Annotated in this window: 20 protein-coding genes; 7 read left to right on the top strand and 13 right to left on the bottom strand. The window is 70.8% G+C overall.

Annotation, left to right across the window (positions count from 1 at the left end; all coding sequences use genetic code 11):
• Positions 1-187 precede the first annotated feature (187 nt).
• Positions 188-1,633 carry a DUF2079 domain-containing protein gene (locus INT49_RS17435; protein WP_319021686.1) on the bottom strand — a complete coding sequence of 482 codons (1,446 nt, stop codon included), beginning with the start codon at positions 1,631-1,633 and terminating at the stop codon, positions 188-190.
• A 114-nt stretch (positions 1,634-1,747) separates the two neighbouring features.
• Between INT49_RS17435 and INT49_RS17430 the strand changes: the two genes are divergently transcribed.
• Positions 1,748-2,590, top strand: a complete 843-nt coding sequence (locus INT49_RS17430) for a hypothetical protein (RefSeq protein WP_226850852.1) — start codon at positions 1,748-1,750, stop codon at positions 2,588-2,590.
• Positions 2,591-2,803: 213 nt separating this feature from the next.
• Positions 2,804-5,494 (top strand): S8 family serine peptidase, encoded by a 2,691-nt coding sequence (locus tag INT49_RS21625; RefSeq protein ID WP_193119019.1) that lies wholly within the window; start codon positions 2,804-2,806, stop codon positions 5,492-5,494.
• 135 nt (positions 5,495-5,629) lie between these two features.
• On the opposite strand, the gene INT49_RS17420 is transcribed toward INT49_RS21625, so the two are convergent.
• The 10 genes from INT49_RS17420 to INT49_RS17375 form a co-directional block, all read right to left on the bottom strand.
• Positions 5,630-6,757 (bottom strand): sialidase family protein, encoded by a 1,128-nt coding sequence (locus INT49_RS17420; RefSeq protein WP_193119018.1) that lies wholly within the window; start codon positions 6,755-6,757, stop codon positions 5,630-5,632.
• The gene (locus INT49_RS17415) at positions 6,754-7,986 is read right to left on the bottom strand and encodes a sialidase family protein (protein ID WP_193119017.1); all 1,233 of its coding nucleotides are present in this window, start codon (positions 7,984-7,986) and stop codon (positions 6,754-6,756) included. The genes INT49_RS17420 and INT49_RS17415 overlap by 4 nt, the downstream gene beginning before the upstream one ends.
• 113 nt (positions 7,987-8,099) lie before the next feature.
• Positions 8,100-9,290 carry a right-handed parallel beta-helix repeat-containing protein gene (locus tag INT49_RS17410; protein ID WP_193119016.1) on the bottom strand — a complete coding sequence of 397 codons (1,191 nt, stop codon included), beginning with the start codon at positions 9,288-9,290 and terminating at the stop codon, positions 8,100-8,102.
• Between the two features lie 64 nt (positions 9,291-9,354).
• Positions 9,355-10,038, bottom strand: coding sequence for an N-acetylmannosamine-6-phosphate 2-epimerase (locus INT49_RS17405; protein WP_193119042.1), 684 nt, complete (start codon positions 10,036-10,038; stop codon positions 9,355-9,357).
• 11 nt (positions 10,039-10,049) lie between these two features.
• The gene (locus INT49_RS17400) at positions 10,050-11,066 is read right to left on the bottom strand and encodes an ROK family protein (RefSeq protein ID WP_193119015.1); all 1,017 of its coding nucleotides are present in this window, start codon (positions 11,064-11,066) and stop codon (positions 10,050-10,052) included.
• Positions 11,059-12,024 carry a dihydrodipicolinate synthase family protein gene (locus INT49_RS17395; RefSeq protein ID WP_193119014.1) on the bottom strand — a complete coding sequence of 322 codons (966 nt, stop codon included), beginning with the start codon at positions 12,022-12,024 and terminating at the stop codon, positions 11,059-11,061. The genes INT49_RS17400 and INT49_RS17395 overlap by 8 nt, the downstream gene beginning before the upstream one ends.
• Before the next feature lie 54 nt (positions 12,025-12,078).
• Positions 12,079-12,930 carry an ABC transporter ATP-binding protein gene (locus INT49_RS17390; protein ID WP_193119013.1) on the bottom strand — a complete coding sequence of 284 codons (852 nt, stop codon included), beginning with the start codon at positions 12,928-12,930 and terminating at the stop codon, positions 12,079-12,081.
• Entirely contained in the window at positions 12,927-14,969 is a 2,043-nt protein-coding gene (locus tag INT49_RS17385; RefSeq protein WP_193119012.1) for a dipeptide/oligopeptide/nickel ABC transporter permease/ATP-binding protein, read from the bottom strand. The genes INT49_RS17390 and INT49_RS17385 overlap by 4 nt, the downstream gene beginning before the upstream one ends.
• A 1-nt stretch (position 14,970) precedes the next feature.
• Positions 14,971-15,936 (bottom strand): ABC transporter permease, encoded by a 966-nt coding sequence (locus tag INT49_RS17380; RefSeq protein ID WP_193119011.1) that lies wholly within the window; start codon positions 15,934-15,936, stop codon positions 14,971-14,973.
• Between the two features lie 136 nt (positions 15,937-16,072).
• On the bottom strand, positions 16,073-17,710 hold the full coding sequence (locus INT49_RS17375) for an ABC transporter substrate-binding protein (protein ID WP_193119010.1): 1,638 nt from the start codon (positions 17,708-17,710) through the stop codon (positions 16,073-16,075).
• Positions 17,711-17,985: 275 nt separating this feature from the next.
• On the opposite strand from INT49_RS17375, the gene INT49_RS17370 reads away from it, so the two are divergent.
• The 3 genes from INT49_RS17370 to INT49_RS17360 all read left to right on the top strand — a co-directional run bounded on the left by INT49_RS17370 (position 17,986) and on the right by INT49_RS17360 (position 20,465).
• Positions 17,986-18,708 (top strand): FadR/GntR family transcriptional regulator, encoded by a 723-nt coding sequence (locus tag INT49_RS17370; protein ID WP_193119009.1) that lies wholly within the window; start codon positions 17,986-17,988, stop codon positions 18,706-18,708.
• Positions 18,709-18,725: 17 nt separating this feature from the next.
• Positions 18,726-19,802: an aminoglycoside phosphotransferase family protein gene (locus INT49_RS21620; protein WP_193119008.1), complete on the top strand. Its 1,077-nt coding sequence runs from the start codon at positions 18,726-18,728 to the stop codon at positions 19,800-19,802.
• A gap of 69 nt (positions 19,803-19,871) precedes the next feature.
• Entirely contained in the window at positions 19,872-20,465 is a 594-nt protein-coding gene (locus INT49_RS17360; RefSeq protein WP_193119007.1) for an arsenic metallochaperone ArsD family protein, read from the top strand.
• 40 nt (positions 20,466-20,505) lie between these two features.
• On the opposite strand, the gene INT49_RS17355 is transcribed toward INT49_RS17360, so the two are convergent.
• Positions 20,506-21,108 (bottom strand): TetR family transcriptional regulator, encoded by a 603-nt coding sequence (locus tag INT49_RS17355; RefSeq protein ID WP_193119006.1) that lies wholly within the window; start codon positions 21,106-21,108, stop codon positions 20,506-20,508.
• A gap of 94 nt (positions 21,109-21,202) precedes the next feature.
• On the opposite strand from INT49_RS17355, the gene INT49_RS17350 reads away from it, so the two are divergent.
• Positions 21,203-22,414, top strand: a complete 1,212-nt coding sequence (locus tag INT49_RS17350) for an NAD(P)-dependent alcohol dehydrogenase (protein ID WP_193119005.1) — start codon at positions 21,203-21,205, stop codon at positions 22,412-22,414.
• A gap of 25 nt (positions 22,415-22,439) precedes the next feature.
• On the opposite strand, the gene msrA is transcribed toward INT49_RS17350, so the two are convergent.
• Positions 22,440-23,135 (bottom strand): peptide-methionine (S)-S-oxide reductase MsrA, encoded by a 696-nt coding sequence (gene msrA, locus INT49_RS17345; protein WP_193119004.1) that lies wholly within the window; start codon positions 23,133-23,135, stop codon positions 22,440-22,442.
• A 633-nt stretch (positions 23,136-23,768) separates the two neighbouring features.
• Between msrA and INT49_RS17340 the strand changes: the two genes are divergently transcribed.
• Positions 23,769-24,464: a DUF222 domain-containing protein gene (locus INT49_RS17340; protein ID WP_193119003.1), complete on the top strand. Its 696-nt coding sequence runs from the start codon at positions 23,769-23,771 to the stop codon at positions 24,462-24,464.
• The last annotated feature ends 9 nt before the right edge of the window (positions 24,465-24,473 follow it).

Genomic DNA, 24,473 nt, shown 5'->3' with positions numbered 1-24,473 from the left:
AGCAACCAGGTAGCAGGTACCAAGAATGAGGGTGCCTGCGGTGGTTCCAGGATCCGAGCGTAGGCGGCTGCAGGCACGGCGGCGATCGAATACTCGAGCTCCTGTGCGTGCGCAGGCGGCCGGGCTCTGGACCTCGTCCGTCGTCGCGCACCGGGCGCGAGAGGCCGATCTCGTGATGCGTCGCGCCCTACGGCCGGCACGCCACGCTGAACCCGCCGTCGTCGTAGACGGTCTCGAAGTCCGTCCTCCAGGTCTCCTGCGACCAGTCGGTGATGTCTGCGGGCGGCTGCTCGGCCCAGGAGAAGGCGTAGACGTCGCTGAGCACGCAGTCGGGCACCCTCGTGTTGGGACCGTGGATCCACTGCACGTCGTGGTCGGGCACCGCCTGGGCCATGAGGGTGATGTCGACGGCGAGCACGGCGCCGTCCGGCACGGCGTCCAGCGCGGCGGCGGCGTACGGGGCCCGCCATGTCGGCTCCCAGCTCCCGGGCCGCACGACGTCCAGCACCGGCATCGACCCGCCCAGCATCAGTGTGACCACGGCGGAGGCCGCGACCGCGGTGACCCGGATGCGCCGCACGGGCACCGGGGCGTGGCGCCGCAGCCACGCGGTGGCGCGGCCGCTGCGACGGTCGCCGAGGGCATCGAGCAGCGCGGCCAGGGCGATCGGCATGAGCACGGCGTCGTAGTGCCAGCCCCATCCCCAGTAGAACTCGACGGTGCCGGTGAAGCGCCAGGCCAGCGTGGGCAGCACGAGGGCGATCAGCGGGGAGCGGGCACCGATGACCCCGGCGGCCAGCAGCAGCATCAGCACCGTCACCCACTTCGCCCCCGGCCAGAACACGTCCAGCGGCGAGCCGAGGTTGTCGGTGTAGTCGTACTGCCCGGCCGTGTTCAGCGCCGGCAGGATCACGAAGGTCGACAGGATGAACCAGCCCGCGCCCCAGCAGGCGAGGGCGTATCCCAGCAGGCGATGCTCGCGATCGTCCCGGTGCCGTAGTGCGATGATCCCTCCCAGCAGGGCGACGGTGAGACCGAGGTCCTCCTTGACCAGCACCAGGGGCGCCGCCCACAGCACAGCGGCGGGCACCCGGTCACGCAGCAGGGAGGTCAGGGCCATCGCCAGCAGCGGCACCGCGAACGCGATCTCGTGGAACTGCACGGACGCGGCGGATTGGAGCCCGAAGGAGAACACGTACGCTCCGCCCGCGACGGAGCCCAGCCAGGGGCCGAGGCGATCGATCGCGAGCCGGGTCAGCGGGATCGCGGAGATCCCCAGCAGCAGCGCCTGGGTCCACAGCAGCGCCTCGCCCGAGGGCCATACCCACCACACGGGGGCGAGCAGCGCCAGGATCGGATGGAAGTGATCGCCGAGCAGGTTCACGTCGTCGCCCTTGATCGGGACGATCGGCGCGCGCAGCTCCCCGTAGGCCCGCGCGAGCTGCGTGAAGATCCCCAGGTCCCATGACCGTGTCACGAGGTTCCGGAACTGCAGCGTGCCCTGCACCCCATAGGCGACGGTCGCGAGCACGGCGAGCAACGGGGGCACCAGGAGCCATCCCCGCCGCGCGACTCGGTCGGTGGACGGCGGGGCGTCCTGCCGGGTCGAGGGAGCGTCGGCGGTGCGGTTCACGGTGCGAGGGTACCGGGCCCGCACGCGCGGCCGGATCGCAGGGGTGGGGCGGGGCTCTGCTCCGACTCGTGAGCGCCTCGCCGGCGAATCCTGCACTGACCATAGAATCAGCTCATGACCTCGATCTCTTCCGGCCGCCTGCTCCGCCTCACCGTCGCGGCGGGCGCCGTGGGCGCTCTCACCCTCATCGAGCCCCGACGGCTCGGACCCTGGACCCGTGCCGCCTACCGGGTGGGCACGGCTGCGGTGAGCGGTCTGCTCGTCGCGGATACCACGACGGAAGAGGGGGCGCTGCTCGACCCGGCACTCGACGGACTCCTCACCGGAGGTGTCACCCTGGGCCTCATGGACCTGTCCGAGCATCTGGATCACAGGATCGTGGGCGGGCTCCATCGTCTCGGGGTGTCGCGGCCGCGGTTGTTGCTGGCCGGGATCGGGGCGGCTGGCGCGGCGGCGCTCTACCTGGTGCCGACGCCGACCTGGGCCGAACGCGGTGGCGAGCTTGCTCCGTCCGAGGACGACCAGGCGACGGTGGAAATGCCCGAGCAGGTCAGAGCGTTGATCGCGGCTCTGCTCGCGCCTCCGGCCGACGGCGGCGACCATGCCGGCGCCCCCGCGCTGCGCACGCAGCTGGACTCCACCCGCGTCATCGATGTCGGCAGCGGGAGCAGCGACGTGATGCTCGTCGTCGAGCGGGCGGAGCGCCTCGCCGTGCCGTGGAATCAGACCTGGCCGGTCACCGGCCGCTTCGATCAGGGCGGCTTCTGCTTCTCGCTGGAGCTGCAGATCGATGAGGGCCGGCTCGGGATGCTCAGCGTGATGGTGCTGGACGAGGACGAGCGCGTGGACGAGGCCCTCGAGTTCCTCGACCGTCCCGGATACGAGCTGCCGACGCCCCAGGCGATCACCCTGCACCATGAGAGCGAGAGCGAGGAGCCGTCGGACGCACTCCCGTGACGGCGAGCTGTCACCGGGGCCTGCATGGGCCCTTACACGGGCGGCGCAGCCGTGGCGCCTCGTGGTTGCACGATCGTGGCCTGGATCTTCAGTGATTGGGCTCACGCCGGTGCATCAGGCGTGATGAGATGCGCAGTGCTGGTGCGCGCCGGTGATCCCGGGCGCGACGATGCGCAGCGCACCGCCCATCCCATCCCCCGGAGGAACGCTTCGATGCCCTTCATCCACCCTCACCTGCCCAGACCGCGCGGAGTGCTCGCGGCGGCAGCCGGCGCGACCCTCGTCGCCGGTCTTCTCGTGACCACACCGGCGCTCGCCGACGGCGGCCCCGAACCCCTCGGATCCGCCTCCGACCTCGGCGTGGACACCCCCACGCCCGACGAGGTCCTCGACGCCGCGCCCGAGGCGATCCCCGGGCGCTGGCTCGTCGAGGTCTCCGGCGACCCGGTGCTCCGCGGCGGCAGCCGCTCGGCCAACGTCTCCGCCCAGGACACGGTCAGCGCCCGCGCCGCTGATGCGTCGATCCCGCTGACGGTCGATACGACCTACGTCCAGGGCTGGAACGGCATGGCGGTGCAGATGGACGACGCGGACGTCACGAAGCTGCGCGCCGTCGACGGTGTAGAGGCCGTGTACCCGGTGCTCGAGGTGGCCCAGCCCGAGCCCGCCGAGCCTGCGGACGCGGGCCCGGAGGATGTGTTCGGCAATGCCATGACCGGCGTGGACCAGGTGCAGGAGGTGGACGGCCTCACGGGTGAGGGCGTCACCGTCGCGGTGATCGACTCCGGCATCGACTACAACAACCCCGACCTCGGTGGATCCGGCGTCAACGACGAGAAGGCCGACTTCCCCGGTGATCGCGTCGTCGGCGGCTACGACTACGTCGGCGACGACTACGACTCCACCACCGGGATCCCCGCGGCGCCCGACGCCTACCCCGACGACTGCGGTGGCCACGGCACGCACGTGGCCGGCATCATCGGCGCGGACGGCGAGGTCATCGGCGCCGCCCCTGACGTGGACCTCCTCTCCTACCGGATCTTCGGCTGCGACGGCACCAGCAGCACCGACGTGATCCTCGAGGCGATGGAGCAGTCGCTGACCGACGGTGCGGACGTCGTGAACATGTCCCTCGGGGCGAGCTTCATGACCTGGCAGGACTACCCCACGGCGCAGCTGGCCGACTCCCTCACCGCCAACGGCGTCACCGTCGTCATCTCTGCCGGCAACGAGGGGGCGGCCGGGACCTTCTCGAGCGGCGCCCCCGGCGTCGCCTCCGACGCGATCACCGTCGCCTCGGTCGACAACACCCACATGCGCACGCCCTTCGGCATCGCGGCCGACGGCGAGCGCGCCTATGCCGCAGCCACCGGCGGTCCGGCCGCACCCACCGAGGGAGAGCTCGCGCTGATCCCTGCTGGCGAACCGGGCACCGAGGCCGCGCAGGGCTGCACCGCCGACGCGGTCCCGCCCGCCGCCAGCTCCGGCCAGGCTCTGCTCGTCGAACGCGGCGTCTGCTCCTTCTACGAGAAGGCGCTCGCCGGCCAGGAGGCCGGCTACGACGCCGTGATCCTGTACAACAACTCACCCGGCGCGGTGAACCCCACCGTCGAGGGCGACCCGGCGATCACCATCCCCGTGGTCATGATCGGTCAGGCCGACGGGGCTGCGCTCCAGGAGGCGGCCGCCGCGGGCGACGTCACCTGGGCCTGGCAGGAGGGCACCACCGTCGTCGAGAACGCGACCGGCGGGCTGGTCTCGGACTTCTCCTCCTACGGGCTCACCGCCGAGCTGGAGCTCAAGCCGGACATCGCCGCTCCCGGCGGTTCGATCTGGTCCACGGTCCCGCTCGAGCAGGGCGGGCACGGCGCGAAGTCGGGGACGTCGATGGCGGCTCCCCATGTCGCCGGTGCTGCGGCGCTGCTCCTGCAGGCCCACCCGGCCCTCGCACCGAAAGATGTGAAGACCGCGATGATGAACACCGCGGATCCGCTGACCTGGTCGCTCTCACCTGATCAGGGCTACCTCGAGCCGGTCCACCGTCAGGGCGCCGGCCTGCTCGACCTGGTCGAGGCAGTGCACACCACGACCAGCATCGGCGCTCCCTCGATCTCGCTCGGCGAGGGCGAGCAGGGCCTGCAGACGGTCACCCTCGGGGTCACCAACGACTCCGACCAGGAGAAGACCTACGACATCGGGGTCCAGCACGGCGTCGCGACCGGCGCGCCGACGGAGAACCCGCAGTTCTACACCGCCGAAGGCACCGCCGACCCGTCCGCGTCGAGCATGACCGTGCCGGCCGGCGCCACGTCGGAGGTGGAGGTGACCCTCGGTGAGGACTTCGGCGAGGACGGCCTCATCTACGGCGGCTGGGTGACGTTCACCAGTGCCGACGACGACCTCGTGGTCCCCTTCGCGGGCCTGTCCGGCGACTACCAGGCGCTGCCCGTCCTCAGCGACCAGGGGATGGGCCTGCCCTCCCTCGGGGTGAGCGATGGAGCCGGCGGCGTGCTGCTGGATCCGGAGGGCGGGAGCACGTACACGATGCAGGACGGGGACATCCCCTACCTCGCCTACGCGTTCTCGTACCCCGTCGAGCGGCTGGAGATGAAGGCCTACTCGGTCTCGAAGACGGGGAAGCTGCGGCTCGTGAACCCGGGCGTGGGCCTGATCGATTCCACGGACCACCTCGGTCGCTCCCCGGAACCCGAGGTCTACGGCTGGGACGGCACGTACGCCCTGAAGAACGAACGGGTGCGGACCGTGAAGGATGGCGACTACGTGCTGCAGATGCGGGTGCTGAAGCCCCTCGGCGATCCGGAGAACCCGGACCACTGGGAGACCTACACCTCCCCGCAGTTCACGATCGACAACCCGGCACGCGGCAAGGACGACGCCCGCTGACCGAGGGCGGCGCCGTCCCCGAGCAGGGCGGCGCCGACGGGCGTGATGCACGCTAGAACACTGCGAGGGCGGTGGCACCCGATACCCGGGTGCCACCGCCCTCGCCGTCGTGCCGTCGCCGTCGCCGTCGTGCCGTCAGCCGTCCAGCTGTTTCGCCTCGATCCGGGCGAAGCGGATCTCGCGCGACTCGACCTCCCAGAGGATCCCGATCGCGTCGTCGTCCAGTGCCTGGACCACCGAGTAGTCCAGCGGCCCGGGCTCGAACACGAGTGCTTCCTGCCAGGTCGCGCCGTCGTCGGCCGAGCTGTGCAGGGTGCCGCGCACCCGCGCGAAGCGGTCCCACGCATTGCTGAACAGCAGGATCGTCGCGCACGGATCCTCGGGCGACGCGTCCGGGAAGCGGCGCGCCAGCTGGGCGTTGTTGCCGGGGTCGACGAACTGCTCGTCGATGCCGAGGTCCTCCCAGGTCATGCCGCCGTCCGCCGAGATGGCGATCCTGCGGTGCCCGCCGCGGGCATGGTCGCGGGAGTTCAGCAGAACGCGCCCGTCGGAGAGCTCCACGACGGTGGTCTCGTCCATGTCCTCGCCCACCGGCTCGCCCCGCTGCCAGGTGGCGCCGTGGTCGTCCGAGATCAGGCAGTAGGAGCGCACCACCTGCTCGTCGCTCGGGGCGCCGCCCACCCAGAACCAGCCGGCGTAGGGCTGCACGAGCCGCCCGGCATGCGGACCGCGGCGCAGCTGCAGTCCGGTGCCGGAGGTGGGGAAGGCGGTGCGCAGCAGCTCCGGTGGGGAGGCGATCGCGGTGAGGGAGCGGTGCGTCCAGGTACGGCCCTGATCGGTGCTCGTGCTCACCGCGGAACCCAGCACGTCCCGATCCGCGTCGTCGGTGCCGGCTACTGCATCCCACACCCCGCGATCCTTGGCATGGGTGTGGAACACATGCACGGTGCCGGTGACGGCATCGACCACATAGCTGGGGTCGCAGTACCACTGGCGTCTTTCCTGGTCCGCCTCGCGCAGGGACTCGAACCGTCCCCACGTGCGGCCGCCGTCCAGCGACCGGCGCTGCACGAGTCCTGTGGGATCGGGGACGTCCTGACCGGTCTCGCGGCCGTCGAAGGCGGCGAGGACGATCCCGTCGCCGAGGTGGGCGAGGCCCACGATGCGGTACCGGGGCCACGGCCCCTCCCCGGCCCGGGCGAGCACGGAGTGGGGGACCGGTGCCTCAGGGACCGGGGAGGGGCTGTGGCCGAGGGAGATCACCGCGAGAGGATCCAGTCCATGTCGAGGCGGGCGAAGGTGATGGTCTCGTCCGCCGCTTCGTAGAGCAGGCCGAACTCGTCGCGACCGATCGCGATGACCACCGAGTACTGGCAGGCGCCGGCGTCGAAGACCCGCTTGCGCTCCCAGGTGGCGCCGTCGTCGGTCGAGATCTCGATCGTGCCGTTCACCCGGTCGTTCGGGACGTGGTCGGCATGGGAGAACAGCAGCACCTTCGCCGTCGCGGAGCCCTGCGGGGCGTCCGGATACGCCCGCGTGATCTGCGCGTTGTTCCCCGGATCCACGAGGGACGGATCGCGGTGCAGATCCTCCCAGGTCTCGCCACCGTCATGGCTCAGGGCCACCCAGCGGCGGCCGGTGCGCACGTTCTCCCGCGAGTTCATCATGAGCGTGCCGTCGGAGAGCTCGACGACCTTGTTCTCGTCCATCTCCGTGCCGACGGGGGTGCCCATCGTCCAGGTCTCGCCCTGGTCGTCGGAGTAGACGGAGTACGCCTGGACGATCTCCGCGTCCCCCTCGCCCTCTCCGCGGAAGAACCCGGCGTACTGCTGGACCAGACGGCCGGCGTGCGGGCCGTAGTGCAGCTGGATGCCGGCGCCGGAGGAGGCGAACATGGCGCGGCAGTCCGCGGGCTTCACGATCTCGGTGAGGGAGCGGTACTCCCAGGTCTCGCCGTCGTCATGGCTGATCGCGACGGTGGCGCTCATGATGCTGCGGTCCTCGTCGTCGTTCCCATAGTCGCCGTCCCACACGCCGACGTCCTTGGAGAACACGCTGAAGCAGAAGACGGTGCCGGTCCTGCGGTCGACCACGTACGACGGATCGCTGAACCCGAGCTTCTCCCCGGGCTCGGTGGATTCCAGACCCTGGCGGATGACCGTGGGCTTCTCCCACGTGCGGCCGCCGTCACGCGAGCGACGCTGCCACAGGGAGTTCGGGCTCGGAGAATCGCCGCCGATGGGTCGCTTGTCGAAGGCGGCGAGCAGATCGCCGCTCGGGGCGACGGCCAGAGCGGGGATGCGGAAGTTGGCCACGCCCTGATAGCCGGGCCAGGCCAGCGGCTGGTCCTCGTAGGTGCCGTGCCGGCGGCCGTTCTCCTTCGGCGGCGGCAGGGCGGCAGCGGAGCCAGCTCCTGCGCCGAGAGCGGTGACTGCGGCGACGCCGCCGAGCAGACCGCGGCGGGACAGACCGTTCACAGGGGTGTTCATCATCGAATCTCCTTCAGGTGGTGGGTGGGGACAGTGCACGCGTCGGGGACGCGAGATCGAGAGCCCGGGCGAGACGCGCCGGCCCTGGCGGTTCGGGCTGGGTCGGGCGGCGGAGCTCAGGGGGAGAGCGCGTCGGCGGCTTCGCCGACGAGGACGGGCGCATGCTCCTCGCCGGCGTTGGACTGGTGGCCGATCAGCCGCACCGGCGCGCGGCCGTCCTGCGTGATCCGCAGGTCGGAGAGGGCGCAGCCGGTCAGGTTCCAGACGCTCGCGGGCAGGTCCCGGACGGTGACGTCGGTGTACCAGAGCGTGTTGCCGCAGAAGGTCGGGGGCAGCACGCCCTCGAGGACCACCCCGGGGCCCGGGTCGCGGACGGTGTCGCCGATGGGGAGGGCGAACTCCGCGGTCCAGCGGCGCGGTGAGCCGCCGTTGGCATGGTTCATCGTGCAGCCGGTGACCGAGCCGTGGTTCCAGTTGTCGGTCGCGTGATCACCGAACGGGCTGGTGGCGGCGATCGAGTAGTAGGCGCCGTAGCAGCCGACGATGACGTTGCCGGTGAGGTTCCAGTTCCCGGAGGAGTTCCAGACCGCCAGCCGGCACGTGGTGAAGACATTGGCGGCGAGCACGGAGTACTCGCAGCGATCGGCCGTGGAGACGCCGAGGTAGCAGTCCTCGACACGGTTGCCGGTGATCTGGAGACCGTAGGAGAAGTAGTCGTCCGCGGCGTCCCCGGTCGCGGCGATCCCGGCACCCTGCCAGCCGATCAGATCGCAGTCGATCACCCGCAGATTCCGGGCCCGACGGGCGCGGATGGCCGTGTGCTCGACGGTCAGCTGGACGTCGAGGGCCGGGGCCTCGGTGCCGAGCAGCCGCACGCCCCGGATCGTCACGTCCTCCGCCTTGTCGATGACGAACGCTCCGTGACCGGTGCTCGACACGCTCACCGTCGCGCCGTGCCCCTCGATCACGGTCCCGCTGGGGAGGTCCACGGGAGCGTCCAGGACATAGCGCTGTGCGGGATCGAGCTGGATCTGCGGGGTCGTCGCGAGCACCTCAGCCCAGTCGGCGCCGGCTGCCAGGACCGGGACCGACTCGGCGCCACCGGTCCGACGAGGCTCCGGCGGACCGGCCACGGCGGCCGACGGGGCCAGCGCCGCGGCGAGTCCGAGGCCGGCCGCACCGAGTCCCGTCAGCAGGGCACCGCGCCCTATCTCCCCGCCGGCGCTATGGCCTGCGTCAGGTACCGGGGCGGGCCCTCGCGGTGCACTGGGCTGCTCCGGGGGAGCGGTCGTGGGGTCGTGGGTCATGAGGACGTCCGATCGTCGGGGACTGGTGGGTGAGGACGACGGTCCGGGTGCTGGGCGGGGTGGGTCAGGCGGTGGTGACGGCGTGGTGGAACCAGGTGGTGAGGGTGGTGGGGTGGGTGATGGCGGTGCCGACGACGACGGCGAAGGCTCCGGCGGTGCGGGCTGCGGCGGCCTGGGCGGGGGTGTGGACCCTGCCCTCGGCGACGAGGACGCTGGTGGCGGGGAGACGGCCGGCGAGCTGGTGGAGGAGGTCGAGGTCGGGTCCGTCGGTGGTCGGGCGGGCATCGGTGTAGCCGGCGAGGGTGGTGCCGATGATCTCGACGCCGGCGTGGGCGGCGACCAGGGCGGAGTCGAGGGAGTCGCAGTCGGCCATGAGGGGGCCGTCGAAGACTTCGCGCACGGCGTGCACGGTCTGGGTGAAGGTGCGGCCGTCGGGGCGGGGGCGGGTGGTGCCGTCCAGGGCGAGGATGTCTGCTCCCGCGTCGATCACGGCGTGGCAGTGCTCGAGGGTGGGGGTGATGAAGACGCCGTCGGTGCCGTCTTTCCAGATGCCGATCACGGGGACGTCGACGGCGTTCTTGACGGCGCGGATGTCGTCGAGGCCTTGGGCGCGGACGGCGGTGGCGCCGCCGGTCTGGACGGCGGTGGCGACCTGGGCCATGGTGCGGGGGTCGCGCATGGCTTCGCCGGGGTAGGCCTGGCAGGAGACGATCAACGAGCCCTCGAGCGGGGCGATCAACGGATGCATGGGGAAGCCTTTCATCGGGAGAGGAGAGCGTCGTGGGCACTGGCCGCCGCCCCGAGCAGGGCCGCATGGGTGCCGGCGCTCGCGGGAAGCACCGGGGTCGCCGCGACGACGTCCATCGCCTCCTGCGCGATGCCCTGGCGCACGGCGTCGCCCCACGGGCCGTCGGCCTCGGAGACTCCGCCGGTCAGGGCCACGACCTCGGCGTCGAGCACGTTGAGGAGCCCGCCGATCACCCGGCCGGTCGCGAAGCCGGCCAGCCGGTACGCCTCGAGCGCGGCCGCATCGCCCTCCAGGGCGGCTCGGGCGAGCCCATGACCATCGGTGATCTCGGAGGCGGGCACTCCTGCGTCATCCCCGGACTCCGCCCTCAGGCGATGCGCGAGCTGCACGATGCCCGGCCCCGAGGCGAAGCCCTCGAGGTGGCCGACGCGCCCGCAGGGGCAGGGCACGCCCTCGGCCTCCGGGACGGCCAGGTGGCCGATGTGCCCGGCCGCTCCGTGGGCGCCCAGGACCGGGGAACCGCCCACCACCTGGCATCCGCCGATCCCGGTGCCGACGGCGACGAGCAGCAGAGAGTCGCGACCGCGGCCCACTCCGAAGCGGGCCTCGCCGATCCCGTGGGCGTGCACATCGTTCAGCACGGTGACGCTCACCCCGAAGCGCTCGGCGAACGGGCCGGCGACGTCGGTGCCCGCCCACCCGCGCAGCGAGTCCGTGGCGTGGGTGACTCGCCCCTCGGCGCTGTCGATCACGCCGGCGGAGGAGATGCCGACGCCGGCGATCGGCGCTCCGTCGCGCACCTCCTCGGCGAGCTCGAGGGCGGCGGCCAGGATCGCCGCGGCCCCGTCGCGGGCCGGGGTGGGAACCGTGCCCACTCGCTCGACCCGTGGCCTCGGAAGAGCCCCGTCGGCCGAGCCTGCACCCGAGCCCGAGCCCGAGCCCGAGCCCGAGCCCGCACCCGCCCCGCGGACCAGGGCGGCGCGGATCTTCGTGCCCCCGAGGTCGAGGGCGAGGACCGGATCAGGCATCCGTGCCGCCCAGCAGGCCCGTCTGCTCCAGGATCGTGCGGATTCGGCCCACGGTCTCGCCCTCGATCGGCGACATCGGGACGGTGACGTTGTTGGTGGCGATCACGCCGAGCTCGCGCAGCGCCGTCTTGAACGCGCCGATGCCGGCCGCCGGCCCCACCTTGTCGGTGGGCTGGAAGACGATCTCGAACAGGGCCGCGAGGCGATCCTGTTCGCGGCGCACCAGCGCCCAGTCCTCGGCCTGCGCGGCGCGGTGCATGCGGGCGTAGCCGGCGGGGTCCACGTTGCCCAGGCCGGGCACGGAGCCGTCGGCCCCGGAGAGGTAGGCGCCGTCGACGACGACCTCATGGCCGGTCAGCAGCGTGAGCGGCGAGCCGGCGTCCCGGTTCATCGCGGCCAGGCGGCGGAAGGAGACGTCGTCACCGCTCGAGTCCTTGACCCCGGTGATGACGCCGTCCGTGCCGAGCTGCAGCAGGTGCGCGGGGGAGAGCTTGGTGTGCACGCACACCGGGATGTCGTAGGCCCAGATCGGGGCGTCGGCCGCGGCCGCGATCGTGCGGAAGTGGGTGTCGATCTCCTCGGGGCCGGTGATCGAGTAGAACGGCGCGGTGACCACATAGCCGTCCAGGTCGAAGCGCTCGGCGGCGCGCATGTGGTGGATGACCCGGTCGGTCTGCATGTCGATGACGCCGGCGATGACGGGCACCTGGCCGGCGACGAATCCGGTCACCGCCTCGAGCACCTGGGACCGGCGGGCGTCGTCGGAGTAGGCGACCTCGCCGCTCGAGCCGAGGGCGAAGATGCCGTCCACGCCGCCCTCGAGGAGGTGGGCGATCAGGCGCTCGAGGGAGGCCATGTCGATCTCGCCCTCGGGCGTCAGGGGCGTGAGCAGAGGGGGGACGACACCGCTGAGGCGATCGGCCGACGAGGTCGAGGGGGAGGTCTGCGTGGTGGTCATGTGGGGTGCTCCTTCGAAAGGCATTCGGGGGGATGGTGGTCGGCGCGCAGGTCGCTACAGGAGCGAGGGCGCGGCGGCGAGCAGGGTGCGGGTGTACTCGTCCTGGGCGTCGGTGAAGATCCGCTCGGCGGTGTCGTGCTCGACGATCTTGCCGCGGTTCATGACGATGATCGAGTCCGAGACGAAGCGGACGGTGCTGATGTCATGCGAGATGAACACCAGTCCCAGGCCGAGCTCGCGCTTGAGGTCCATGAGCAGGTTCAGCACCTGGGCGCGCACGGACACGTCCAGGGCGCTGGTGGGCTCATCGGCCACGATGATCTGCGGCTCCAGGGCCAGGGCGCGCGCGATCGCCACGCGCTGGCGCTGACCGCCGGAGATCTGCCGCGGCAGCACCTCCATCGCCGACTGCGGCAGGCCCACGAGATGCAGCAGGTCCGTGACGCGGGCGAGACGCTCCCGCTCCGTGCCCACGTCGTGCACCCGCAGCGGGTCCATGAGCGTCTCCCGGACGGGAAGCCGCGGGTTCAGGGCTGTCGCCGGGTCCTGGAAGACCACCGAGACGGTGCGTCCCAGGTCTCGGCGTCGGGCCCGCGAGCGGCCGAAGGGCCGCCCGTCGAAGAGCACGGTTCCGCTGGTCACGGGCTGCAGTCCGGTCATCACACGCGCCAGGGTGGACTTGCCGGACCCCGACTCGCCCACGATGCCGAGCACCTCGCCGCGACGCACCGACACGCTCACGCCGTCCACGGCTCGGATGGTGTCGGGCCGCAGCAGGCTGCCGGTGCGCAGCTTGTGCACCACGTGCACGTCGTGCAGCTCGATGGTGGGCGCGGGCCGCACGTCGACACTGTCCGCGCTGTCCGCGCTGTCTGTCCCGGAGGTGTTCTCGGTGATCTCGTTCATCGCAGGTCTCCTTCGAGGGGAGCGGGGACGGCGCCGGTGCTCGCCACGACGTGGCCGGAGCCTCCGACCGGGAGCAGCTCCGGCCGCCGGGCGGGATCGGCCGACGGGTCCAGCGAGCGCGGGGCGAAGCGGTCGCCGGGGGCGAAGTCGCGCGGCGAGGGAACGGTGCCGGGGACCTGGTGCAGGCGCTCGGCACCCGCCTCGATCGACAGCACCGAGCCGAGCAGCCCGCGGGTGTACTCGTGGCGGGGGTCGGTCAGCAGATCGTGCTGGATGCCCTGCTCGATCACCTGGCCCGCGTACATCACGGTCACGCGGTGGGCGAGCTGGGCGACCAGGGCCAGGTCGTGGCTGACGAACACCATCGCGAAGCCGAGCTCCTCACGCAGCGAGTTCAGCAGGTCCACGACCTGCTTCTGCACGGTGACGTCGAGCGCCGTGGTGGGCTCATCGGCGATGACCAGCTTCGGATCGCGGGTCAGGGCCATCGCGATGAGCACGCGCTGGCGCTGGCCGCCGGAGAGCTCGTGCGGGTATGCGGACAGGGTGCGCTTCGGATCCAGGCCCACGAGAGCCAGCAGATCCTCGGCGGTGCGGGTGCCGCCGCGGCTGGTCAGCTGCGCCAGCTGCGAGCGGATCAGCATCGACGGGTTCAGGGAGCTCAGCGCGTCCTGGTAGATCATCGCGATCTCGTGGCCGCGCAGGGCGTTCATCCGCTTCGGGGAGATCGACAGCAGATCGACGTCTCCCAGCATGATCGTGCCGCTGATGCGGGCGGTGCGGGGCAGCAGGCCCATGATCGCGAGGCTCGCGACGGACTTGCCGGAACCGGACTCGCCGACCAGGCCCATGGTCTCGCCCGGGCGCACCTGGAAGGAGACCCCGTCGAGGATGTCGGTGCCGTTGTGCGCCCCCGGGAAGGAGACACGCAGGTCCTGGACGTCCAGCAGCGGCGGCAGCGACCTGTCGACCACCTCTCGCTCGGGCCGTGCCAGCTCGGCGGCCCGCAGTGCGGCGAGGGAATCGTCCAACAGGCACCGCGCCGTCTCCGCGTCGGTCGCCCCCAGCACGTCGGGCTGTGCCCCCTTCGCAGAAGCTGTGGTCTCAGCAGTCTCACCAGTCTCAGCGGTCGCCGTGGCGACGCCGGCCTCGTCGGCCGCGACGTCGACCTTTGTGCGGATCCGCGGGCTGGCCATGGCGTCGGTGAGACCCTCGGAGAGGATGTTTAGCGAGAGCACGGTCAGCAGGATCGCGAGGCCGGGGAAGAATGTGGGCCACCAATAGCCGGCCAGCAGCAGCTGCTTGCCCTGGGAGAGGATGTTGCCCCACGACGGGGAGGGCGGCTGCACGCCGGCGTTGATGAAGGACAGCGAGGCCTCCAGCACGATCGCGTCGGCGACCAGCACGGTCGCGAACACCATGATCGGGGCGATGCAGTTGCGGGCGACGTGCTTGAGGAGGATCCACGGGGTGGAGGCGCCCATGACCTGCGACGCGGCCACGTAGTCCTCGCCGAACTGGGCGAGAACGTTGGCGCGCACCACGCGGGCCAGCTGCGGCACGTACAGGAAGCCGATCGCGAAGATCAGCACCGGCAGCGACGTGCCGAACACGGCGACGAACACGGCTGCCAGGGCGATGCCCGGGAACGACATGACCACGTCGAGCACCCGCATGAGGATCTCGGACGGCACCTTCGAGGCGGTGGCGGCGAAGGAGCCGAGCACGGCGGCGCCCACGAGCGCGGCGGCGGTGGCGGCGAGCCCGATGATCAGCGAGGAGCGGGCACCGTGGGCGACGCGCGAGAAGATGTCGCGCCCGATCCTGTCGGTCCCCATCCAGTGGTCCAGGCCCGGGGGCTGGACCGGAGGGCCGCTCGCGAGGGGACCGTACTGGGCGACGACCGGCGCGAAGATCGCGAGAAGGGTGAGCCCCACCAGGAACAGGACCGCGATGCGGCTGGGCCAGGGGAGGGCGGTGAACGGGGCCAGCGGGCTGCCGCTGACGGACTGGAGACGGGATCCGAGCTTCCGTCGCATGTCAGATGCTCCTGATGCGGGGGTTGACGACGACGTACAGGAGGTCCACGACGATGTTCACGATGATGAAGGAGATCGCGACCACGAGGGTCACTCCCTGCACGAGGAACACGTCGTTGCGGGTGACGCCGTCGAGGATGAGCTGGCCCATGGCCTGGATGTTGAAGATGATCTCGATGATCACGGCGCCGCCCATGAGATAGCCGACGCGCAGGCCGAGCACCGTGATCGGCGTGATCAGCGCATTGCGCAGCACGTTGCGGCTGACGACGACCGGGTAGGGGATGCCGGCACCGATCGCGGTGCGCACGTAGTCACGGTCCAGCTCCTCGACCATGGCCGTGCGGACCACGCGGGTGAGCGATCCGGCGACCGGGATCGCGAGCGCGAGAGCCGGAAGGGTGATGTTGTTGAGGTAGACGGCGGGATCCTCGAAGAACCCGACCCAGCCGGAGACGAGGGCGGGGAACAGCTGCCAGCCGCCGGGGATGTCGGCGAGCCACTGGACCAGCAGCAGGGCGAGCCAGAACGACGGCGTGGCGAGCGATGCGACGGTGAACACGCGGATCACCTGGTCGAGCCAGCGGTCGCGGAAGAGGGCCGCCAGCACGCCGAGCACCGCGGCGATGACGATCGCGATCGCGAGGCCCAGGAAGGTGAGCTGGAGGGTGATCGGGAGCGCGCGGGCGACGACCTCGGTGACCGGGGTGTTGCCGCTGGTGGTGCCCAGGTCCCCCTGGAGCATGCCCCCGAGGAACGAGAAGTACCGCTCCAGGAGCGGGTCATTGAGCCCGTTGGCCTCTCGATACAGATCCAGCGCCTCCTCCGAGGCGGATTCGCCGAGCGCACGCCGAGCCTGGTCGGTGGGCGAGAGCGACATGATGACGAACACCAGCAGGGTGACGCCGAGGATCATGAGCGGCAGCGCGACGAGGCGCCGCCCGAGGAGTCGGACGAGTTGGGACACGAGGTCCTCCGTGGGTCGAGCGGTGGATCAGGACGAGGAATGCGAGGGGCCGACGGGGCAGGGCCGACGGGGCACGGCCGGCGACGACGGGGCTGCCGGGGCGGGGCGGCTCGCGGCTCGCCCCGCCCCGGGCGCGTCACTCCGCCTGCGTGGAGGCGACGTCGATGAAGCTGAGCCCGGTCAGCGAGATCGGCTGGAAGTCCACCAGGGTGGTGGGGTCCCAGGCCGTCGGGGACTTGCGGTGGAACAGCGGGTAGAGCGGGACCTCGTCCGAGATCAGATCGAACAGCCGGCCCCAGATCTCCTCCTGCTCCGCCGGGTCCACGGCCTCCAGGCCCTGGGCGAGCAGCTCCTCCGTCTGGGTGCAGGCCTCCTGGCCCTTCCAGTGCATGCGGTTCTCGGTCCAGACGGGGCTGCCGTACCACCAGCGCATCAGCAGGTCGGGGTCGTTGCCGAACACCGAGGGGTCACCGGGGGCGACCATCACGTCGAAGGAGTCGGGGTCGGAGTCCACGGTGGTGTAGGCGTCGGCCGACTGCTTCTGCTCGAAGGTGACGTCGATGCCGATCGCGGAGAGGGACTCCTGGATGATCGGGGTGCACTGCTGGACCCAGTCGTGGTCGGTGACCAGCATACGGAAGGACGTCAGGCCGGTCTCCGCGAACAGGGCCTTCGCCTTCTCGGCATCCAGGGAGTAGACCGTGGAGGCTTCCTTGTAGTTCGGGTGGTCCTTCTGGACGAAGCAGCTCGCGGGCTCCGCCTGACCGCTGAGGCCGGTCTCGATGACCGTGTCCATGTCGATCGCGTAGAGGAACGCCTGGCGGTTCCTCAGATCGTTGAACGGGTTGTCCTTCCCGTTGTTGAACATCGCGAAGAGCAGGCCGAAGCCGCCCACGGAGTCGACCGTGCCGCTGCCCTTGAGCTGGTCGATCGAGAGATACGGGACCGAGTCGATGACCTGCACGGTCTTGGACTGCATGGCATTCGTGCGGGTCGCGGCGTCCGGGATGATCTCCCAGCCCATGGTCTTGCCCTGGGCGGGCATCGGCCCGGTGTAGTCGTCGAACCGCTCGAACTGGACGACCTTCGAGGTGGCGCCGTTGTCGGTCATCGTCCAGGGGCCGGTGCCGACGGGATTGGCGTCGAACTCCTTGGGGTCGGCCTCGACGGCGGCCTTGGGCACGATCTTCACGGTCGAGAGACGCTCGGCGAACACGCCGGTGGGGGCGGTGAGGGTGAAGGTGACGGTGGTGTCGTCCTTCGCGGTGACCGACTCGATGAAGGGAATGAACTGCGAGTACAGCGAGGCGTTCGCCGGGTCGAGCACCCGCTCGAAGGAGAAGACCACGTCATCGGTGGTGACGGGGGAGCCGTCGTGGAAGACGGCGCCGTCGCGCAGCGTCACATCCACGGAGGTGCTCTCCGCTGACGGGATCTCGGTGCCCAGCGCCGCGTAGACCTCGCGGGTCACGGGGTGCAGCTCGGTGAGGCCCTCGAGGGTGTGCCAGTTGACGGCCACGGTCAGAGCGGCCGACGTGCTCATCGGGTCGTAGCCGTTGGTGCCGAGCTCGTAGCTGATGGCGGCGCTGAGGTGGCCGTCCGGGTCCGCATCGCCGGCGGGGGCGCCGCCGGAATCCGATCCGGTGCCCTTCCCGGCGTCTTTCGGGGCGCAGGCGCCGATGCCTGCGACGATGCCGGCGGCGCCGGCGAGAGCGGCGGAGCCGCGGAGGAAGCTGCGCCGTCCGAGTCGATCGGCGGAGATGGTGATCGCCATTGATGCATCCCTTCAAGGGGTGGTCCGGACGCATGTCGCGCCAGGGTCGGGGGAACGCCGTCCTCGCAGTTCGACGATGTCCGCCACGCTGCGAAGATCAGACGTATGATGTCTGATGACCGGGACAGTACAGGAATCGATCACTGATCGCCACCACGGGACCGGATACCGATACGCAGCAGTGACCATCCGTCCGATCTGAGGTTCGACGGGTGCGCACGGCATGATGGGGCATGCGTCACAGAGGTGACGGTGCACCGGGGGAGGACAACGAGATGGCTCGAACCAAGGGAGCTGGCAACAGCGCCGTCGACCGCATCCAGGATCTGATCCTGGCGGAGGGCATGGTGCCGGGGGACCCGATGCCCACGGAGACCGCCCTGTGCGAACGGCTGGAGATCTCGCGCTCCTCGGTCCGGGAGGCGATGCGCACGCTGGCCTCCCTGGACATCGTCGAGGTGCGGCATGGTCACGGCACCTTCGTGGGCCAGCTGTCCCTCGCCCCGCTCGTGAACGGACTGCTGTTCCGGGCGCGGCTGGACGACGGCAATGATCTGCGGGCCCTGCGCGAGGTGGTGGAGCTGCGCATCGCCATCGACCTCTCCGTCACGGATCAGCTCGTCGAGATCTACCGCGGCACCACGAACCCCGACCTCGAGAGCCTCGTGGAGGAGATGCGCGTGCTCGCCAGCACCGGCCGGCCCTTCCCGGAGGCGGACGCGGCCTTCCACGGCGCCCTGTTCTCGCGGCTGCCCAACGGTCTGCTGCGCCAGCTCGCGCAGGCTTTCTGGGAGATCCACACGACGGCGGTGCCCCTGCTGGAGATCGTGCAGTCCGAGGACATCCTGGTCACCGTCGACGCGCACCAGGCGATGCTCACCGCCCTCGAGGCGGGGGACGCGGACGCCTATCGCGACGCCGTCCACGAGCACTACCGGCCCTTGGGTCGCACTCTCGACGCCGCCGGCCGCGCGGCCGCGTCGGCCTCGGCGGGGTGACCCCGGAGCGTGTCGTCGTGACCTCGGATCCTGCCGCCACGACCCCGGACCCTGTCGCGACGGCCCCGGATCCTGTCGCGACGACCCCGGATCCTGTCGCCACGACCCCGCAGCAGGTCGTCGCGCTCCTGCGGTCCCGGCCCTGGGCCTCCCTGGAGTGGGCTCGTGACCTGGTCTCCGAGTTCCCCGACCGTCTGCACGGCGTGCTGGCGCACTGGGGCCTGGAGGTCCGGCATGTGCATCTGGCGGGCGCCGGACTGCCGGTGCTCGAGGTGGAGCGTCGGTCGGGACCCGTCGGCCCCCGTGGACCCTCCGACGCCCCCACGGGCTGCGGCCTCCAGACGACCGGCAGTTTCGTCGTGAAGTTCGGGGGTGGGGGAGCCGATGTGGCCCAGCAGGCCCGGATCCTGGCGGCGGCGGACGGTCACGGCTACGTCCGGCTGATCGCCCACGACGGGGAGCGAGACGCGATGCTGCTCGAGAAGCTCGGCCCGATGCTCCCGCAGACCGTCCCCGATCCCATCGCCCAGACCGATCTGCTCGGTGACCTGCTGCTGCAGGCCTGGGAGGTCCCGCTCGACGTCGGGCGACCCTTCGCCCCATCGCAGAAGGCGCGCTCCCTGCTGGCGATCCTCGACGGCGCCCTCGCGGCCGGCGCTCCAGGATCCCCGCTCCACGCCGAGGTGCTCGGCCGAGCCCGGATGCTCGCACTCGATCTCATCGAGTCGCCGTCACAGCATCAGGTGGTCGTCCACGGCGACCCGCATCCCGCGAACGTGCTGCAACGCGGCGACACGCACGTGCTCATCGACCCCGACGGCTTCCTCTGCGAGCCCGAGTACGACCTCGGGGTCGCGCTGCGCGACCACCGGCAGGTCATCGACGATCTCGACCGCACCGACGGGCCGGGTGCCGGCCGTCGCTGGCACGCTGAGCTCGCCGAGCGCCTGGCGCGGCGCGTCGGACTGGACCCGGAGAGAGCCCTGGCCTGGGCGCATCTCGAACGCGCGACAACGGGCGTCCATCTCGGCCGGCTCGGCTATCTGGCAGAGGGCGAGGCCTGGCTCCGGACGGCGCGCCGCGTGCTGTGCTGATCCGCCCCGGCCCTGTCGCGGCGTGAACCCGCCCTCCGCGGTGCCGCCCGGAGCGCTACCGTGGTCGGCATGAGCGATGCGGACGACCTCGGACAGCTGGCGGCGCTGGACATCTTCCTGCCCTCGCCGCCGCCGGATGCGGAGACGCAGGAGGCCTTCCTCGACGAGGCCGCGGCCCTGGCGCTGGACGGCCATCCGATCACCGTCTACCTGCAGGATGAGGACGCCTGGGCCTTCGAGGAGTGCGAACCGGTGCGGGCGCTGCTGGACTCTGCCGGCGAGAGTGCTCTCCCCGTGACGCTGCTGGGGCTGGACATCGTGGTCAGCGCGATGTACCCGACGACGGAGCAGATGAGTCGGTTCGCCCGGGCGGGGACGCAGGCGCGCGAGCGGAGCTCGGCAGCGGCCTCCGCCTGCGTCCCCGGCGGTGCCCCGATGCCCCGCGAGGCCGGCGGGTTCGCCGCCCAGCTGATGGGTGCTGCGCCGGCCCCAGCCCGCCCCGCCGGAGGACCGGACATCGGCGCCCGACGCAATCTGATGGGCGGCGACATCGGGGACGGTCTGCCTAGTACAGGCACAGGCACAGGCACAGGCACAGGCGCAGGCGCAGGCGCGGGCACAGCCGCATCCGGCGCAGGCGTCGCCAGCACGTCGGCCAGCTGACTCCGCCGTGAACGGCGCGGGCCACGGGGCCGCGGGGCCGTCAGCCGGTCATGACCGCTCTGCGGACGCAGTCGCGCAGGAGCTCGCGACGGGCGTCGTGGACCGTCGTCGGCTCGGCGGAGGTCGCGGCATAGACGGTGCTGACCGGTGACCAGGCCATGGACATGCTGATGACCATCGCCATGATGTCGAACGGGTCGCCGGCACATATCGTCCCCGCCGCCTGGCCGTCGGCGATGAAGGCCAGCTTGCGGTCGTCCAGCCGGTCGGCGTCCTCGACGAGGTGACCTTCGGGTCGACGCTCGAGGCGGGTCCAGGTGGCCAGTCGGATGAGTGACGGCTGCTCCACGTACTCGTCGTAGAGGCGCACGGCCCAATCCGGGAGGTCCGAGGAGTCGATCGGGACCACTTCCACGATCCGCTCCAGGGAGTCCCGGAAGATCGCGTCGAACAGGCCGTCCTTGTTCCCGAAGTAGTCGTAGAGCTGCGCTTTGTTGGTGCGGGCGGCTGCGACGATGCGCTCCACGCGCGCACCGGCGATGCCGTGCTGCGCGAACTCCTCCGTGGCAGCGTCGACGATGCGCTGCCGGGTCGCGGCACCTCGTGCGGTCAGCACCTTGGTCGGTCGTGATCCGGTCTGCATGCTTCCACGATACGCAACAGAACAGTTTGTTTGACTTCGGCGTCCCGGGGTCGCACACTAAAGCAGACCGAACAGTCTGTTGTTAGGAGAGACGATGCGAAGTACTCAGGGATGGGTGGCCCACCGATCAGCCGCAGAGGGGTCTGCTCCGGACGGGTCTGCGGCGGATGGGTCTGCTGCGGAGCACGCAGCCGCAGGCGCCCGCGCGACGCTGCACCGGGAGGCGGTGGAGCGCCGCGATCTGCGGGCAGACGACGTCGCCGTGCGCGTCGACTACTGCGGCGTCTGCCATAGCGACCTCCACGCCCTGCGCGATCACGGGGGTAGGAGCGCGGGCGGGGATGAGGCTGCGGGCGCGAGTGCGGCGGCGGCCGCGGCTGCGGATGAGACTGCGGAGGCGACGGATGGTGGCTCCTCGGTTCCCCTGGTCCCCGGCCACGAGTTCATCGGTGTCGTGACCGAGATCGGTCCGGAGGTCCAGCGCTTCGCGATCGGGGACGTCGTCGCGGTCGGCAACATCGTCGACGCATGCCTCGTCTGCGACATGTGCACCGCCGGGCAGGAGAACTTCTGCCGGGAGTTCCCCACGCTGACGTACGGGGGAGTGGATCGACGGGACGGGAGGCCCACCCTCGGGGCATATGCGCGCGAGTACGTCGTGCGCGAGGAGTTCGCCCACCGCGTGCCGGAGGGTCTGGATCCGAGCGCCGCAGCACCTCTGCTGTGTGCGGGGATCACCGTCTGGGAGCCGTTGACGGCGCTCGAGGTCGGGCCGGGAGTGCGTGTCGCCGTGGTGGGTCTGGGAGGGCTCGGGCATCTCGCGGTCAAGCTGGCCACGGCGCTCGGCGCCGAGACCACCGTCATCAGTCGTTCAGCGGGGAAGCTTGAGGATGCTCGGCAGCTCGGGGCTGCGGATCTCCTGGTCTCCGGCGACGGGCCGGCGATGGCCGCGGCGCGGGGACGATTCGACGTCATCGTCGACACCGTGGCCGTCTCCCACGAGCTCGCCCCGTATCTCGAGCTGCTCGCGCTCGACGGCACCCTGGCGCAGGTCGGCTACCTCGGCCCCGTCACCGTCGAGACCACGGATCTGCTGCTCGGACGCAAGAAGCTCACGTCGGCCGGAAGCGGAGGGATGGCGAAGACCGCGCAGCTGCTCGAATTCTGCGCGGAGCACGGCGTGGTCGCCGATGTCGAGGTGCTCCCGTCCTCACAGGTCGGTGAGGCCCTCGATCGGCTTGCCCGGGGTGACGTCCGCTTCCGGTTCGTCCTGGACATGTCGGACCTCGACGTCGACCCGAGCTGAGCGGGGTGTCCCGTCTGCCCGTCACTCAGCCGAGCGAGCAGGCCACGCCGTTGAAACCGTGGTTGCAGTACCCGTTCGGGACCTTCTCGAGGTACTGCTGGTGCTCGGCCTCGGCGGTGTAGTACCGCCCGTCGCCGGCTGCCGCGAGCGGCTTCAGCTCCGTGGTGATGGCGCCGCGACCGGCCGCGTCGAGGGCGTCCTGGTAGCGGACCGCGGAGTCGCGGACCACCTCGCCCTGCGCTTCGGTCCTCCAGTACACGGCGCTGCGGTACTCGGTGCCCACGTCGTTGCCCTGGCGGTTCGCCGTGGTGGGGTCGTGCTGCTCCCAGAACTGGGAGAGCAGTGCCCGCAGGGTCTCGTCCCCGCCGGTGTAGACGACGCGCACGGCCTCGGTGTGTCCGGTCTTCGCGGAGAAGACCTCCTCGTAGGTGGGGTGCGGCGTGTAGCCGCCCGCGTAGCCGGAGGAGGTCGTGTGCACACCGGGCGTCTTCCATGCGATGCGTTCGATGCCCCAGAAGCAGCCGCCGGCCAGGATGATCTCCTCGGTGTCGGCCGGCCAGGGGCGCGGATCGACCGGGGAGTCCGGGCCGAGCATGTCGGTGCCCAGCACGAGGTGCTCGCGCGCGAGGGAGTAGGTGTACTGGTCTCGGCCGGGGAGCGCATCCTCCGGCGTGACCATGTCCTTCTTGTGCCCGTACAGGAGATCCATCATCTGCCACATGAGCGCCACGCTAGTCCTGCGCGCGGGCGAGCGGGAGGGGGCCGGGAGGCTTCTCACGAGGAGGGTTCACGGGGAATAGAGGGGCCGGGAGCCGCGGTGGTGCTGTCGGCGGCCGCGCTGCTCTCGGGCGGTGGGTGGTCGCTGCCTGTCCGCTGGCTGGTCGCTGCCGTACTTCGCACACAGTGACCCTGGCGATTCCTCGGCATCCAGGTTCTTCGTCCGGCCGCGAGATGCGGTCGGAGGTCATTCCGGCGACTCGAGGGGCGGCTCATCTGACGGGCTTGACCGGCGGGTCATCTGACGGGCTTGACCGGCGGGTCATCAGTCGGGCTCGACCGACGGACCTTCTGACGGGCTCGACCGACGGACCTTCTGACGGGCTCGATTGACGGCTCTTCTGGCTGACTCATCGGGCGCAATCGTCTGATGGCATCGAGTTATCCACAGCGCATTCACGACAGTGGACGAGCGTGAGTTCTTTCCTCCACAGTGGGTGGTTATCCACAAATTAGTCCCCAATTCCTCGGGGGTCTTGTTCGGAGGTGCTTTGAGGGTCACTCTGGAGGGGAATCAACGAACAGCTGTTCGATCCCGGCAATGATGCCGACGACGGACGACGCAAGGAGGAGAGCCATGGAAGCGGTCGTGACGGCGCTGCCCGGCTCTTCGCCTGCGTCTGCCTGGACCAGGGAGCTCGCGGGCCTCCTCGAACGTGCCCCGCGGGGAGAGGATCTCGCGAGCTCCTCGGACCATGACCTGATCGACCTCATCGCGGCTCTCGAACGGGGGAAGGGCGCGCTCGGTGCCTGCCAGGCGCACGCGGAGGTCGTGTTCCGGGAGTCCCAGATCGCCGCGCAGAGGCACCAGGGGGTCGCGCGGGGGGAGCTCGGCAAAGGGGTCGCGGATCAGGTCGCGCTTGCCCGCAGAATCACTCCGAAACATGCTTCGGATCAGCTGGTCATCCACCGGATCCTCGTCGAGACGCTGCCCCGCACCACCAAGCTCCTCGAGCAGGGCGAGATCAGCGAATGGGCGGCTGCCGAAGTTGCGAAGAACGTGCTCGTCCTCAGCGACGAGGATCGAGCGCTCGTCGACCAGGAGCTCGAGGGGAGGCTCCCCGCTATGACGGCGTCGGCCTCGGGCCGCGCCACTCGCGCTCGGGCACAGGAGCTGGACCCCGCCGCAGCTGTCAAGCGCGCATCCCGAGCGGTCGCCGAGCGACGGGTCTCGATACGTCCCGCGCCGGACGGCATGTCGATCCTCCACGCAATCCTGCCCACTAACCTCGGGATTTCATGGGGGTGTGGTCCCGACCGGCGGACGGCTTAGAGAAAGGTG

The organism is Brachybacterium tyrofermentans (assembly GCF_014897585.1).
In the GTDB taxonomy this organism is placed as follows: Bacteria; Actinomycetota; Actinomycetes; order Actinomycetales; family Dermabacteraceae; genus Brachybacterium; species Brachybacterium tyrofermentans.
Note: the sequence above shows the minus strand (reverse complement) of the source record. Positions and strands in the feature narration are given on the sequence as shown.